Below are 13,933 nucleotides of genomic sequence, written 5' to 3'. Positions count from 1 at the left end.
TTATTCCTTGGTCACCAGCACAGATTCAATATTGACCTGTGGTGCCTCAGCATCCGGCGCAATAAGCTTGCCGGATTTAACTGCCTCAACAGCGGCGACGAGCGCATCTGCTCCAATTGTTGCGGGGTTCTGGGCAACCGTCGCGTCAAGGCGTCCGGCCTTTACAGATTCACGTGCCTCCGGCGCGCCATCCGTGCCCACAACAATCACTTCGCCAGTTTTCCCAGCGTTCTGCACCGCCTGCACAACGCCCAGCGCCATTGTATCATTGGCGCAATAGAAGGCTTTGAGATCCGGCGACGATTGTAGAATATTGGCCGCAACATCGAGAGCTTTCAGACGATCCCAATCGGCAGGCTGACTTGCAACGAGCTTGATGTTGGATGCTTTGCTGAAAGCCTCGGTAGCACCAGCTTTGCGGTCCTCACCCGACGCAACGCCAGCCTTTCCTTCGATGATTGCGACTTCACCACCATCTGCACCAAGCTTTTCAATGATGAAGTTTGCACCATTGGCACCAACAGCCTTATTGTCTGTTGTAATAAAAGCCTGGATGTTTGCACCTGCCTGTTTGAGAGCCGCAAGATCGACCTTCTCATCGATATTTATGAGCGGGATGTTCTTTTTATAGGCTTGTGCTGCTGGCTGGACCAGATTGACCGGTGAAATCGGTGCAAACATGATCGCCTTATAATCGCGGTTGAGTACATCCTCGAACAATTGGAGTTGCGCCTGCGTATCGTCTTCGGTTGGCGATGCAAACACATCGACTTCAACGCCGAGTTCCTTGGCCTTGTCCTCGACCCCTTGTTTCATCGACTGCCAGAAAGGGTTAGAAAGAGTCTTCAGAATAACCGCATAGTCGGCGGCCTGAACAACAGATGCATTCATGAATGCACCGACTGCAAAAACTGCTGACAACAAAAGTGCTTTACCGGATTTCATGTTCATTCTCCTCCATAGAACGTGAAAATATTGGTAGGCTGGTTTTATATTATGAAATTGATACCGGCTTTGACCGGAGCTTGGCAGCTGTTGCGGGATCGGCTCGGCGGCACAATTGCGGCGGCAACCCCTTCATGATCAGTTCAGCGTCTGCGACCGTCATCGAGCCAATTTCAAAAAACGCGTCGCGTGTTCCACCTGTACGATGTGCCGAGAGCAGAAGCCCGTCGATCGATCGCACCGGGTCGTCCGCGGCAACGGGTTCGTCGGGAAACACATCGGTTGCGGCCTGAATGTGACCAGACGCAACTGCTTCAAGCATTGCTGGGAAATTCACTACGGCCGCTCGGCTCATTAGAAGAAACTTCGCGCCCTTTTGCATCATCGCAAATTCACGGGCACCAATCAGGCCCTGATTTTCGCTTGTGACGCTAGCAAACACTAGAATGAATTGGCTCTCCTTAACAACCCGATCAAGGGATGCGGGAATACACTCAGCCCGTTCGATGATTTCAGTCGGTAGCCACGGATCATAAACCAACGTCTTGTTGCGAAACGGACGGATCAGATCGCGGAATTGCCGTCCTAGGTCACCAAAGCCGATAATTCCGACCGTTGCCCCCATAAAACGCACAGTATCGACGTTGCCTTCGAGACCATATTGCTCCGTGCCTGCACGCATTTCGCGGTCAGCACTGGTAATCCCACGTGCCAGGTCCAGCGTCATCGCAAGAGCGGATTCAGCAACCGGACCGGCAAAGGCAGAGGCCGGGGTGAGTACCCAAATGCCACGCTCGACACAAGCCTGATAATCGATATTGGGCAGGAAGTTCGTTTCAACGTTGAAGATGCCCTTGAGCTTCGGCGCGCGGTCAAGACGCTCTTTTGGCATAGCCGTTTGGCCGATCAGAAGAACTGTATCAGGCAAATACCGCTCAACAACCTCATCGTCCATTGGCTTGTCTTCGCTGATGACAAGCTCACCCAGGGCTTCAAGTCGAGCCCTGACTTCAGGACGCGCAATCAGGTCTAGGGTCCGCGGTAACGGATCCACGAGAATTACATTCTTTGTCATAGCTCCTCCCACAAAGCCCGATCAATGTGACGGAAAAATCGATTTTCTGCAACTGTAAATTTGAGTGGTACAAGTCGACGAGAATATTTGGGCCGGTTGTGCAAAAAACCCTCCTTATCGTTGAGCGCACTGAATGCCGCTTTCTCGGCCTGCCAAAAGCTGTTTGCGGAGACTGCGCTCGCTTCGTTTTCTCCCCGAGCCCTTAGCGCCAGATGCAGGGGCGAATTTATCGCCCCCGCTTACCTCTCGTGAGCTACCAGTCCAGACAGAATTTTCACCGAATATCTTTCGCTACCGTCTTTGTAAGCGCAAGTTACCGAGAATGCGGGTAATGCGCTGCGTCCTCCGGCGTTGATTGCGCTCACGTGTACGCCTCCAGACTGCACATTATGCAGAATAGCTTTTAGCAAGGCTGCCGTGACGGATAGGGTTGAGATTTTCTTGGTCATTTGCAAAGCCATTTTGGCTTCCCTAGCTGGAAGAGGCTAATCCAGTGGTTGCATCTGTACCCGCATATTTCGTGAGGAAAGCATGCACGATATTTTGAGATACAGGTCTCATATCTGTGCCGGTTTCGGGTTGTGATCGGAGAAATTAAGGCATAGACCGTTTACATTGGCTCAGCAGCACCCACATTTCATTTTGTGATCCCGCATAAGATTGGCCAAAAGACACGATGCAGCTAACGTTTTTTGAGTTAAAGGTATTCTTTTCCCTCGTCAGGTGTCTGCAGAACGGATTAACGCAATTAATCCCGCCCGTTGTTGCAGTTTTGGTCCCTGAGCGCGCCATCTCGAAACGCTGCTCAGCGTAGGCTCGCTCATACTTTCAGTCGCTCATGACAACGTGCGAAAAGCAGGAAGCAATTTCCTTGTTAGCACCCAGATCTCGGGCCCACTTTATCAAAATCGGGCCATCACCCTCTTCGGCCATGCCTCCCCACACGTCTTTGAAAACCGGTACACCCGATGAACTGTCAAAGAAGAAATAACCTGGGTCTGCAACGGGTGTGGACGCATATATAACGGTCCATTTTCCAGAATGAAGCGCCGCGTCGATTTCAATGTTCGCTGGCTTCAACTTTTTATCGAGGCTCTTGGCAACAAGGGTAGCGTATTCGGCTTTGTTCTGCTTCGTCAGACTTTGATCGACGCCTGAGCAAGGATTCGCAGCTATTGCTTGTTGGCTAAGACCAAGAACCCCAATTAGAACTACTCCAAACGTATAGCCAGTTATTTTACGCATATTTGTATCTCCGCGGGGATTGCTCCTATGGAAACTATTTTGCGAGCACATTGCAATTTCACCTTCCCAATTTCGAACGAAATGTAAAGTAACATTTATAAACTAAACTTACCTGCAACAGTGAACCACCTCGGCTAGAATGCACCGCTGCCGGCGGCGCAGATCCAATTAGCTTTCAAAGAATATGAAGGAGGATCGAGCTGATGCAGCCACGTTGGTCCGTCTTGAACCTGACGCCAGACTTCGGTGCTTACCGTGGTTGAACTACGGCCAAGGCAATGCTCCCGCGGATCGGCATCACCACACAAAAATGACCGACGCCGCAAAAAGCCGGCTTCCTTGGGCATAATGTCCACTCATCGGAATTATTAGAGCCGCATCATGGGCGACATATCTCCGCACTTCCCACCAGCATGCAGATTGCGCACTTTTGAAGCGGCATCTGGAAAGGGTATGAGTTCAACTCTTCAAGTAGAATTCCACTCAAATCTGAAAAACACTATCGCCGGAGATCCTATAGACTACCCGACTGCGGCTCGTTTAAACTGTTGTTGAGTTTGTCGGGTATTCCAGTCTTCCTCGCTTATTGAAACTGCTTGACCCATTTGTTTTTAAGCATGATCGATCCCAAACCCAATCTCACTTTCGAGAAGCTTGCTTTAGTCGGAGACGAAGCCTTAATGATCAAGGGTATCGCGTTACTTTTGTTGTTCCAGCTCACTGGCGAAAGTATCATATTCATGAGTGGGTTCCCCGTACCGGGGCCCGTTGTGGGACTTGTACTCCTGTTTGCAGCCATGCAGCTGTGCAAAACACTCAACTGGAACATTTTTACTCAAGCTGAAACAGCGGCCGACGGATTTCTTAGAAATCTCGGACTGCTCTTCGTTCCGGCGGGTGTCGGGCTAGTTGCGATGTGGAGCCAGATCCAGGGGCAAGCCACTGCAATCCTAGCGATCGTCGTTGTCTCAGCGATATTGACATTGGCGGTGACGGTCTGGACCTTCATTCTCGTTCAACGTGTCATGGGGAAGAGATAACGCCATGAAGCATCCCCTTGAACTATGGGTCTATCTTTCAGCTTCGCCCTTGCTTTGGCTCACACTCACCTTATGTTCTTGGATCGCAGCAACAGAAATATCAGTCCGGTTAAGGCGTCATCCGCTGGCTAACCCAGTCTTGATTTCCATCGTACTGCTCTCCAGCCTCCTTTTGATTTTCGATGTGCCCTATGAGAGATTTTTTGAGGGAGCCCAGTTTATCCACTTCCTGCTTGGCCCCGCTACCGTTGCCATCGCCGTACCTCTGTTCCGCCAATGGCACCAGGTGCGCAAAACCCTTATACCCATGGTGTCCGCGTTGGTCGCCGGCTGCTTCTTTTCTGTTTTTTCCGTCGTTGTAATGGGCAAATGGGCCAATCTCTCAAATGAAGTATTGATTTCGTTCCTTCCGAAATCGGCAACGGCAGGGGTAGCGATGGCAATCTCTTTCACGCTTGGCGGTACACCGCCGCTGACTGCAGTGCTGGTCATACTCACGGGTATCATCGGAGCGCTCGTCGTCACTCCTTTCATGAACGCAATGCGGATAACCGACTATGCGGCACGGGGATTTGCTGTTGGTCTGACATCGCACGGCATTGGAACTGCGCGCGCCTTTGATGTCAACGAGACCGCGGGGCTGTTTGCCGGGATTGCGATGGCGCTCAATGCAATTGCGACCTCCCTTGTCGTTCCGCTACTCGTCAATATGCTTATCAATTGAATTGCCAAAACAGCGGTTAAACATTTGGCCGGCTAATATTAAATTATCCCAATCTGTCCCAATGGCCACTACGAGCACACCGGCTCTCCGGTGGCCTGACCGTCTTCTCCATACCTTTCTTCAAGTTCAGTCCACGCCCCCCCGACCTGATTCTTCGCGGCGCTCATCTGAAAACGGCCGATGCTTTCGATGAGGAACCTTGGAGCAAGTCTATTCCCCCGAAATAGCCGATCTACGTAGCGCTTGTGGAGGTAGGTGCCCAAATGCATTTCCTGTAAGAAAACACACGCAAAACCTGCCAGATCGTCCTGGACTTCCACTAAGTGATGTAGATTGTTCGAGCGGATATGATTTTACGCGTCAACGCCACTCTCTATTTCAGCGTATGTATTGTCCGCTATGTTTCGACCGTTCAATATCGCGTACATTCACAATATCGCGGAACCATTGCTTGATAGGGCGGGCCGGTACCCCTCCCCACCGTTCGCCATCGGGAATATTGTTTATAACGTCGCTACCGGCTGCCACCCCCACACTTGTCCCTATCACCGTGTGGTCAGCAACACTGACAAGGCCCCCAAGCATAGTATTGTCGCCAATTATACAACTGGCGGAAATACTACAATGCGCGGCGATCAGACAGAAGCGCCCGATACGAACACTCTGTGCGATCTGAACAAGGTTATCGATTTTGGTGCCAGCGCCTATAATTGTATCGCCGGGCGCGCCCCGAGCCACTGTGGTGTTCGCACCTATTTCAACGTCATCTTCAATAATGGCGCGCCCCAGCGGAGGTATGTTTTCTACGCTTCCAACGCCCGCCCCAAAGCCAAAGCCGTCCTGCCCGATGCGCACGCCGGGATGCAGGGAAACAGTGTTACCGATGAGGGCAAACTGAACAGAAACGCCGGGCGCGACGTAGCAGTCGCTCCCAATCTGGCATCCTGCTCCAATAACAGCGGAGGACGATACGAGTGAGCCTGCACCGACTATGACGTTTTTGCCTAAGACCGCTCCGGCCTCTATCGTTGCACCAACCCCTACATGCGCGGTGGGATGAATAATTGCCTCCGGAGAAATGCCCGTATTTCCGAACCAGCTTTCCGGGCGTACAGCATTAGGGAACAGCATGCGTCCGACCGATGAGAAATCGCGGCGCGGATGGGGCGTAATTAAAACAGCTGTGTCGCCGGAAAGACTGGTGGCGACGGCTTCGGTACAAAGAACAGCTGCAACGTTCATGTTCTTGAACTCTCCGAAGTTCTTCGTGTTCTCCAAAAAAACGAGGGCTCCTTCGCCTGCGTCTGCGATAGAAGTAAGACGGGTGACGATACGCGAAGCATGTGTTTGGTCGAGAAGGGTCGCACCGGTATAGTCAGCAACCTCACCAATCGTAAGTTCACGTGACGGCGAGAAAAAAACGGGACCTAGCATCAGAGCACTTTCTCTCCGGCGACCAAATTCGCCAGAAGATAGCAAATTTATCAGAACATTTGATAAACCGAAGTGAAATTCTCTTGTTTGTCTCAAATACCTTCTGAGAGAAGCACTAGCTGCGGCCTAATTTCTTTCATTTGTCGAAATTGCAGACTGGCTCGATTCCATATCGGTCGCCGCCGCAAGATGCCGCATTGGGTCTACGCGCGAATTATTGGTGGAACTGCTTCAACGCGCTTATTCGGACGAACTGATAGACTGGCAAGCAAAAATACTTGTGGAGCGTTCCCTGCAGTCCGTTACCCGGATTACCTTCGTCAATTCGCGAGTTCACCGACTTCATCCATTGCGCGCATTCTATTTGCCAAGCCATCGACAATCAATGAGAGCCCCGATCAAACGTTGCATCGGGTCTCACTCCGTTCCAACTATTGACCGCGACACTAAGCAAAGGCGGAGCAAGCACGGTTCCTTGTGCCATTGCGTTCGCTCGTATCGCTTTCACGGGCGTGATCCTCAAGCACGTCCCCAACCGTATAGAAGTTAATGGTCACCAGGGGATTCGTTGCAGCATCAACTGAAAATCCTGCCTCACAAAGAAACTGGAGCTGCGCTGCGCCTGTGCTGTTTCCATCTGCGAAGACCGCGGCCGCGTACGTGCGTGAATAGGCGTTCCGTCACGAGCAGCGCTTGCCCAAAACTTCTAGCGTTCCTAATCAGAAATGATATCCAATCATCATCGGCACCTCCGTGCATCTCATAGCTATATCAGCTTGAGGCATGCTCTAGTGAACTGATCAGCTTTAGATGTGAATACATGGTCAGGTGAGCCCGATCGATATCACGAGCTTCAATCGCATCAACGATCGCAATATGCATCTCACTTTGCTGGCTCGCATATTCGCGTTTACGTGCCTCGCGAAAGATCGCATCATGGGTGCGTTGCCATTTCGAGCGCGCTCGCACAGACGCGAGAGAGCGAAAGATCGCAGCAAGCAAGGCGTTTCCGCTTGCACGTGCGACGGCCTTATGAAAAGCGTCATCGAGACGCTCATATTCGCGCCAATCCTTGGCCATCCCAGTGGCAACAGCAAGGTTACGCAAACTGTCGAGATCGTCATGAGTGGCATTCAATGCTGCAGCTGCAGCCAATGCTGGTTCGTAAACAAGCCTTGCTTCCATAAGATCCCGAGCGGATGCAGATTCGATGATGCGCTCAATCGGCCGTTCGACGTCTGAGGACGGGCTACCCATGAAAGTGCCCTTGCCCTGATGACGCCAAACCAGACCTTCGATCTCAAGCTGGCGTAGAACTTTTCGTGTCGTTTCACGGCTGCAACCAAGTCTGGTCGATAGAATCCGCTCGGGCGGTATTTTGTCCTGAGGACCCAGCCGCTCTTTTTCGAAGAAGCTTAGCATCCGTTGCATAGCTTCCGCGGTCGACATTCGGTCACTCATCACTGTTTTTCCATACCAATTTGCAGACCATTTCACTCCACACCTAGTCTCCTATCAACTGTCGGTCAAGCCGACCAATTTAAGGTGAATAATTGATGCGTTTTGATCCGTTTTTGATTTTGATGATTGCTGCGGTTGTGCTGGCAACCATTTTACCAGCAACCGGGAGCGCATCCGACATCGTCAGTACATTAGGTTCTATCGGCGTTGCCCTGTTGTTTTTTGGCCATGGAGCCGCATTGTCTCATCGCGCAATCGTTTCAGGGCTGAAGCAATGGCAGCTTCATTTATTTATTTTTGCGACGACATTCATCATCTTCCCACTGATCGTGCAGCCTCTGCGCCTCATTCCCGAAACAATCCTGCCGCCCGACCTTGTCCTCGGGTTCATTTATCTGGGAGTTCTTCCTTCGGCGATCTCCAGCTCTATTGCCTATACCGCTATTGCAAAAGGCAACGTTCCGGCAGCAGTATGCAATTCGGCGGGTTCGAACGTCTTCGGACTTTTATTGACACCAATTTTGATGGCGATTTTTATGCGTTCGTCCGGATCGATTGATCTCGGACATGCATTAGGCGATGTAGTATTTGAACTTCTTATACCGTTTGGACTGGGGCAAGCCTGCCATCGCTGGCTGGGTCCACTCCTTGCAACGCGCAAACATTGGCTGGAAAACTACGATCAGTCGGTGATTGTGCTCATTATCTATTCTGCTTTTTCTCAGTCTGTCACCGCGGGTCTTTGGCATGTCCTGCCGACATCGGGCCTCATCACTGCTGTTGCGCTTTGCCTTCTTGTCCTCACTTTTGTGATTAGCTTCACCATGACGGGGTCGCGCTGGTTAGGTTTCGCTCGTGAAGATGAAATTGCGGCTGTGTTCTGCGGGTCAAAGAAAAGCCTTGCATCAGGACTTCCACTGGCCCAAGTCCTTTTTGCAGGCGTGCCAGGATTTGGCATGATCGTGTTGCCTATCATGCTCTATAATCAGATCCAGATCCTTGTTGGAGCGATCCTGGCCCGACGCTATGCAATGCGAATTTCCGACTCGTCCAAAGCTATGGGGATGGATTAACATGACAAAAGACCAGGTTCATCTTGATAACCCCGCCGAATGGTTGCGACCCCTGGATAATCAGCCACTTTCCATACAAGTCGCTGAGAAGGTGCGGCTCGCGATCCAGGAGGGATGCTGGCAAGAAGATCAACGCCTACCAAACGAAAAAGACATGGCGCAATCTCTTAACGTGTCGCGGGCCACTTTAAGAGAGGCGATCGGGATGTTGGTTTTCGCCGGCATTGTCGAGCGTCGACATGGCTCCGGAACGTTCGTGAGGGAAACACAAAGCTGCCGTTAATGGCCAGCATTTTACCCTCATTACATGCTTTAACGGTGCGATCTATGAGGACGCAAGCTGCCCATATCGCTTTGATGCGCTTGCAATAAATGCTAAAAAGTGAACGCAGATAGGTTTACCTTAACTTCAAGATCTGTAGACCGACTTACTTCATGTCTTCCAGAGTGATCCGATAGGAAGTTTGCCGAACCTGGGAATAAACTTTGCGGATAACATCGTAGATCTAGTTGCGTAAAGCGTCGAAGGCAACCAGATGCGATGATTCCGGGGCAGCGATGACACCGTATTTCTCAAGTGCGGATTTATCGATTAAAAATGGAACCGAAGTCATTAAATCGTAGCTGACAAATCGGACGCCCGTCGTTAAATCATCGAGACTTCAGCCAGGGTCTGGAAATGAAAGGGCCATTATGTTTCGCTTTTAATTGCGCCACCTTCATCATCCCAACGCTCAACGGCTTTCGCCATTGTTCGATGCTTCTTGGCGAATTGTTTCAACGCGATATTCAGTCGACCTTCGTCACATGTTCCCTCCTGAAACCGTCGCGCAAGGTAGCGTGCAGCATCGGTGCGCAATTCTTGCGTGTCGCCGGGCTTGCGAACCTCCCTGAGTAGACGCGAAATCATAGTAATGTTTCTGTAATTCAAGGCGTTGGAAGACATGGGGTCCTCCTTTGTTGCGGGCCAGGCATTCTAAGCCTGAATGACAGCGCCCGTTTCAAATGCTGTCGTGATGATCACCATGCGCTTTATGGACGGAGAAAGCAAATAAGGCTGCGATATTACCGTTCTTAGCCCAGTCTGTGCTGCGTCGTTGGAAACGGCTCCCTCTTCATATAGGCCGATGCCGCCGCACCGGCCATCAATTTTGTACGTCCCCAACTCCACCGCAATAGCTTTTGGGCGGCTTCGGGACACGAAACAGGCAGTACGGTCCAGACGAATAAGCTAGCGAAGCGGCCATCGTTGTGTGCCAGCACGGCCGCTTGATCGCCAGTCAGGGTCCCCGGAATTCTACCGACTGTAATGGGGCCATTGGCGGAAGGACCGGTTTAACGGCATAAAATTTAAATGCAGAAACAAGCATCTGCCGATCTGATTGATTGCCACTCAAGAAATAGGCAACATGATAAACTTCCAATGACCTTAGCTCGCTCTTTCGGTTCAACTATTGATGCCCCAAGGGCCGTGAGGAATATCTTTGCCGTCAACCCGCTCAAAGCCGTGTGCGCCAAAGAAATCGCGCTGCGCCTGAATGACATTGGCCGTGCCGCGTGAACGGCGATAGCTGTCAAAATAGCCCAGTGCCGATGCGAGAGCAGGCACTGGCAGACCCGCCAGTACTGCGGTCGAAACAACGCGCCTTAATGCGCCATCTGTTTCATTGATCAAGGTTGCAAAAGCTGGCGTCACAATAAGATTGGCAACGTCCGGCGCAGCTTCAAATGCACTCGCAATCTCATTAAGGAACTGGGAGCGAATAATACAACCCTCGCGCCAGATCTTCGCGATAGTGGGCATTGGTAGATTCCAGTTGAACTCCCGTGAAGCGGCAGCAAGTGTTGCAAATCCCTGAGCATAAGCGCCAATTTTGGCGGCCAGGAGCGCATTTTCCAGATCATCAATAAAGATGGCTCTGTCTTCGACGGACAATGCCGGGACTGGCGGCATTCCGAGAATTTTCTCGGCTGCGATACGCTCTTGTTTTAGCGCGGAAATACAACGCGCGGCAACAGCTGCTTCAATCGTGGTTGCAGCGACGCCCATGTTCTGCGCTTCAATTACAGACCACTTCCCGGTGCCTTTTTGGCCTGCTTTATCAAGAATAACATCAACAACAGGATTTCCGCTGACGGGATCGCTCGCGGCAAGTACCTTTTCGGTAATTTGGATCAGATAAGAGTTCAGGCGTCGCTTGTTCCACGACCCAAACACTTCACTAATTTCGCCAGCCGACATTTTAAGTCCATCACGCAGAACTCCGTAAACTTCGGCGATCATCTGCATATCGGCGTATTCAATGCCGTTGTGAATGGTTTTCACAAAATGGCCCGCACCATTTTCACCAAGCCAGGCAACACATGGTTCACCATTATATTTTGCGGCAATCGATTTGAGAACTGACTGAACGCGATTGTAAGAGTCCTCGGTGCCGCCAACCATGATCGAAGGGCCGTGTCGTGCCCCCTCTTCGCCACCTGAAACACCCATACCAATAAAGGTCAGGCCACTGTTTTTGAGGCTTTCAAAACGGCGCATGGTATCGCGGAAATTCGCGTTGCCTGCATCTATCATAATGTCACCATCAGAGAGGTGGCTGGAGAGCGCCTCCATCTGCTGATCGACGGCCTCGCCGGCTTTGATCATGATGATAATCGGGCGTGGCGGACGAATTGCAGCAATGAATTCTTCGATCGTCTCGCAAGGAATGATCTGGCTCTGTAGCTCGCCCGCTTCCTCATAAAATTTTCTGGTCGCTTCGACGGTACGATTAAATACAGCGATGCGGTTGCCCTTCTCGGCAATATTCAGCGCCAGATTCGACCCCATAACACCGAGGCCAATCAGGCCTATTTCAGCTTGCGACATTAAATTCCTCCATTTTCATTTCTTTTCCCGAAGAGTGCCGGCACCTTGCGGCGCAAGCGCGTTTCCCCATCCTGGATCAGAAACTTAGCTGAACTTTCATAGACTGACTACGATCTCCAGCTATTTCGAACGCTTTGATTGCATCCTCGTACGGATAAACAGCTGATAAGAGCGGCTTGAGGTCGACGCGCTTCGTGTTGATGAGATCAACGGCCAGACCAAACTCGCCATGGAAGCGGAATGTGCCCTTCAATTCGATTTCTTTTGCAACGATGGTATTCTGCGGAAGTGACATTTCATCGCCGAGCCCAAGCTGAACGAGAACAGAACGCGGCCTCAACACCTCAAGCCCACTGCGGATAGCTTGTTCATTGCCAGAGGCCTCAAACTGCACGTCAAAATAGCCTTTATTTGCAGCATAAGCTGCAAGGGCCTGCGGATCTTTGCGGATATTGAGAACTTTATCCGCACCAACCGCTAGAGCTTTTGTTAGTACCGCATCCATTACGTCTGTTGCCACAATCTCACAGGCACCATGTGCGCGCGCTGCAATGATGGCCAACGCACCGATCGGACCACAACCACTCACCAGGACACGCTTGCCCAACAGACTGCCTGCGCGCGCAGCCGCATGCAAAGCCACTGCAAATGGCTCAGCCAATGCTGCTTCATTGATGGAGATGTCGTCTGCGACCTTGAAACATTGCGCCTGTCGGGCAACAAGCCGCTGGCGAAATGCGCCCTGAATATGCGGCATGGGCATTGCGCTTCCATAAAAACGCATATTGATGCAGTGGTTCTGCATACCTTTGTGACAATAGTCACAATCACCACAGGGACGACTGGGTGAAACAGCAACCCGGTCACCGATGGCAAGACCGGATACGCCATCGCCCAAAGCAACAATCGTTCCGGCGACTTCGTGACCAAGCACCATGGGTTCACGCAGGCGAACCGTACCAAAGCCACCATGGTTATAATAGTGCAGATCGGAGCCGCAAATGCCGCCGGCTTCAATCTTCACTTCTACTTCACCAACCCCTGCCGTTTCAGGCACGCGTTCCTCAATACGCAAATCTTTTGCGGCATGAATGACAATAGCTTGCATGGCGTTTCCTCACACAACTGAAGTAAGTAGGTCTAACCCGGCGAAATGGGCAGCCAGATTGTCGCGCACAAGTTTGCCCATCGCCTGTCGCGTCTCTAATGTTCCTGAACCGTGATGCGGCTGAACGACAACATTATCGAGAGCAAAAAAACGCTCATCGATCTCTGGTTCATTCAGGAAAACATCAAGGCCAGCGCCCTTAATCGCTTTGTTTTCCAGCACTTTAAGAAGTGCGGCTTCATCGACAGTTGAACCGCGCGAAACATTGACCAGAATACCCTGCTTACCGAGCGCTTCTAGCACAGCGCTGTCGATCATGTTTCGGGTTGCATCACCGCCTGAAAGTGTAACAATCAAAAATTCCGACCATTTTGCCATTTCCAGAAGATCTTTGAAAAAAGGATAGGCTACACCGTCGCGTTGATTTCTGCTGAAGTAGGCAACATCACAATCAAATGCGGCCAGTCGTTTTGCAACGGCTGCGCCGATCCGGCCAAAACCGACCACACCAACACGCTTCCCACTGACGCGTGTGACCATTTCCATATTGCCTCTGGCCCATTTGCCCTCACGGACAAATTGATCTCCCTGCGGTAACTTGCGTGCAGTTGCGAGCAACAATGCCACGCCAAGATCGGCAACATCAGCGGTCAGAACATCCGGTGTATTGGTTACACGGATGCCGGCACCTCGCGCATATGCCAAATCAATCGCATCAGTACCCACGCCGTAGCAGGCAACAATTTCGAGCTTAGGGAGTGCCTGCATCAGCCTGGCTGATGCGCCGAGTTCACCACGGGTCGCGATCGCGCGAATTTCCGGCGCATGCTGTGCAATGAAAGCATCCCTATCCTGCGCTTCATAGACCTTGTGAACATGATAACAGGCTTGAAGTGCTAAAAGATCCCATTCAGGATAAGCGCCCATCAGAAGAATTTCGGGTTTTGACATAGCTT

13 protein-coding genes and 1 pseudogene are annotated in these 13,933 nt (G+C 51.4%); 4 read left to right on the top strand and 10 right to left on the bottom strand.

Going from position 1 to position 13,933, the window contains the following annotated elements; all coding sequences use genetic code 11:
- The 3 genes from alsB to KMS41_20940 all read right to left on the bottom strand — a co-directional run bounded on the left by alsB (window position 1) and on the right by KMS41_20940 (window position 3,265).
- Window positions 1–945 carry a D-allose transporter substrate-binding protein gene (alsB, locus tag KMS41_20950; protein ID QWK81031.1) on the bottom strand — a complete coding sequence of 315 codons (945 nt, stop codon included), beginning with the start codon at window positions 943–945 and terminating at the stop codon, window positions 1–3.
- A 49-nt stretch (window positions 946–994) separates the two neighbouring features.
- The gene (locus tag KMS41_20945; protein ID QWK81030.1) at window positions 995–2,020 is read right to left on the bottom strand and encodes a hydroxyacid dehydrogenase; all 1,026 of its coding nucleotides are present in this window, start codon (window positions 2,018–2,020) and stop codon (window positions 995–997) included.
- An 828-nt stretch (window positions 2,021–2,848) separates the two neighbouring features.
- Window positions 2,849–3,265 carry a hypothetical protein gene (locus KMS41_20940; protein QWK81029.1) on the bottom strand — a complete coding sequence of 139 codons (417 nt, stop codon included), beginning with the start codon at window positions 3,263–3,265 and terminating at the stop codon, window positions 2,849–2,851.
- Between the two features lie 680 nt (window positions 3,266–3,945).
- Between KMS41_20940 and KMS41_20935 the strand changes: the two genes are divergently transcribed.
- Entirely contained in the window at window positions 3,946–4,305 is a 360-nt protein-coding gene (locus KMS41_20935) for a CidA/LrgA family protein (GenBank protein QWK81142.1), read from the top strand.
- Window positions 4,306–4,309: 4 nt separating this feature from the next.
- Window positions 4,310–5,029, top strand: a complete 720-nt coding sequence (locus KMS41_20930; protein QWK81028.1) for an LrgB family protein — start codon at window positions 4,310–4,312, stop codon at window positions 5,027–5,029.
- A 378-nt stretch (window positions 5,030–5,407) separates the two neighbouring features.
- Here KMS41_20930 and lpxD read toward each other — a convergent pair whose 3' ends face one another.
- The 3 genes and pseudogenes from lpxD to KMS41_20915 all read right to left on the bottom strand — a co-directional run bounded on the left by lpxD (window position 5,408) and on the right by KMS41_20915 (window position 7,924).
- A complete protein-coding gene (gene lpxD / locus KMS41_20925) occupies window positions 5,408–6,463 on the bottom strand; it encodes a UDP-3-O-(3-hydroxymyristoyl)glucosamine N-acyltransferase (protein QWK81027.1) in 1,056 nt (351 codons plus the stop codon).
- Between the two features lie 320 nt (window positions 6,464–6,783).
- Window positions 6,784–7,222: pseudogene (locus KMS41_20920) on the bottom strand (TetR/AcrR family transcriptional regulator C-terminal domain-containing protein).
- Window positions 7,223–7,234: 12 nt separating this feature from the next.
- Window positions 7,235–7,924, bottom strand: coding sequence for an FCD domain-containing protein (locus tag KMS41_20915; protein ID QWK81026.1), 690 nt, complete (start codon window positions 7,922–7,924; stop codon window positions 7,235–7,237).
- A 92-nt stretch (window positions 7,925–8,016) separates the two neighbouring features.
- On the opposite strand from KMS41_20915, the gene KMS41_20910 reads away from it, so the two are divergent.
- Both KMS41_20910 and KMS41_20905 read left to right on the top strand, forming a co-directional pair.
- On the top strand, window positions 8,017–8,997 hold the full coding sequence (locus tag KMS41_20910; GenBank protein ID QWK81025.1) for a bile acid:sodium symporter: 981 nt from the start codon (window positions 8,017–8,019) through the stop codon (window positions 8,995–8,997).
- 1 nt (window position 8,998) lies between these two features.
- A complete protein-coding gene (locus KMS41_20905) occupies window positions 8,999–9,280 on the top strand; it encodes a GntR family transcriptional regulator (protein ID QWK81024.1) in 282 nt (93 codons plus the stop codon).
- 408 nt (window positions 9,281–9,688) lie between these two features.
- Here KMS41_20905 and KMS41_20900 read toward each other — a convergent pair whose 3' ends face one another.
- The 4 genes from KMS41_20900 to KMS41_20885 form a co-directional block, all read right to left on the bottom strand.
- Window positions 9,689–9,943: a hypothetical protein gene (locus KMS41_20900; GenBank protein QWK81023.1), complete on the bottom strand. Its 255-nt coding sequence runs from the start codon at window positions 9,941–9,943 to the stop codon at window positions 9,689–9,691.
- A gap of 501 nt (window positions 9,944–10,444) precedes the next feature.
- Entirely contained in the window at window positions 10,445–11,869 is a 1,425-nt protein-coding gene (gndA, locus tag KMS41_20895) for an NADP-dependent phosphogluconate dehydrogenase (GenBank protein QWK81022.1), read from the bottom strand.
- A 76-nt stretch (window positions 11,870–11,945) separates the two neighbouring features.
- Window positions 11,946–12,977 (bottom strand): L-idonate 5-dehydrogenase, encoded by a 1,032-nt coding sequence (locus tag KMS41_20890; GenBank protein ID QWK81021.1) that lies wholly within the window; start codon window positions 12,975–12,977, stop codon window positions 11,946–11,948.
- A gap of 9 nt (window positions 12,978–12,986) precedes the next feature.
- Window positions 12,987–13,928: a 2-hydroxyacid dehydrogenase gene (locus tag KMS41_20885; protein QWK81020.1), complete on the bottom strand. Its 942-nt coding sequence runs from the start codon at window positions 13,926–13,928 to the stop codon at window positions 12,987–12,989.
- Window positions 13,929–13,933 lie beyond the last annotated feature (5 nt).

Origin of the sequence: Ochrobactrum sp. BTU1 (assembly GCA_018798825.1) — a bacterium.
Taxonomy (GTDB): domain Bacteria; phylum Pseudomonadota; class Alphaproteobacteria; order Rhizobiales; family Rhizobiaceae; genus Brucella.
Note: the sequence above shows the minus strand (reverse complement) of the source record. Positions and strands in the feature narration are given on the sequence as shown.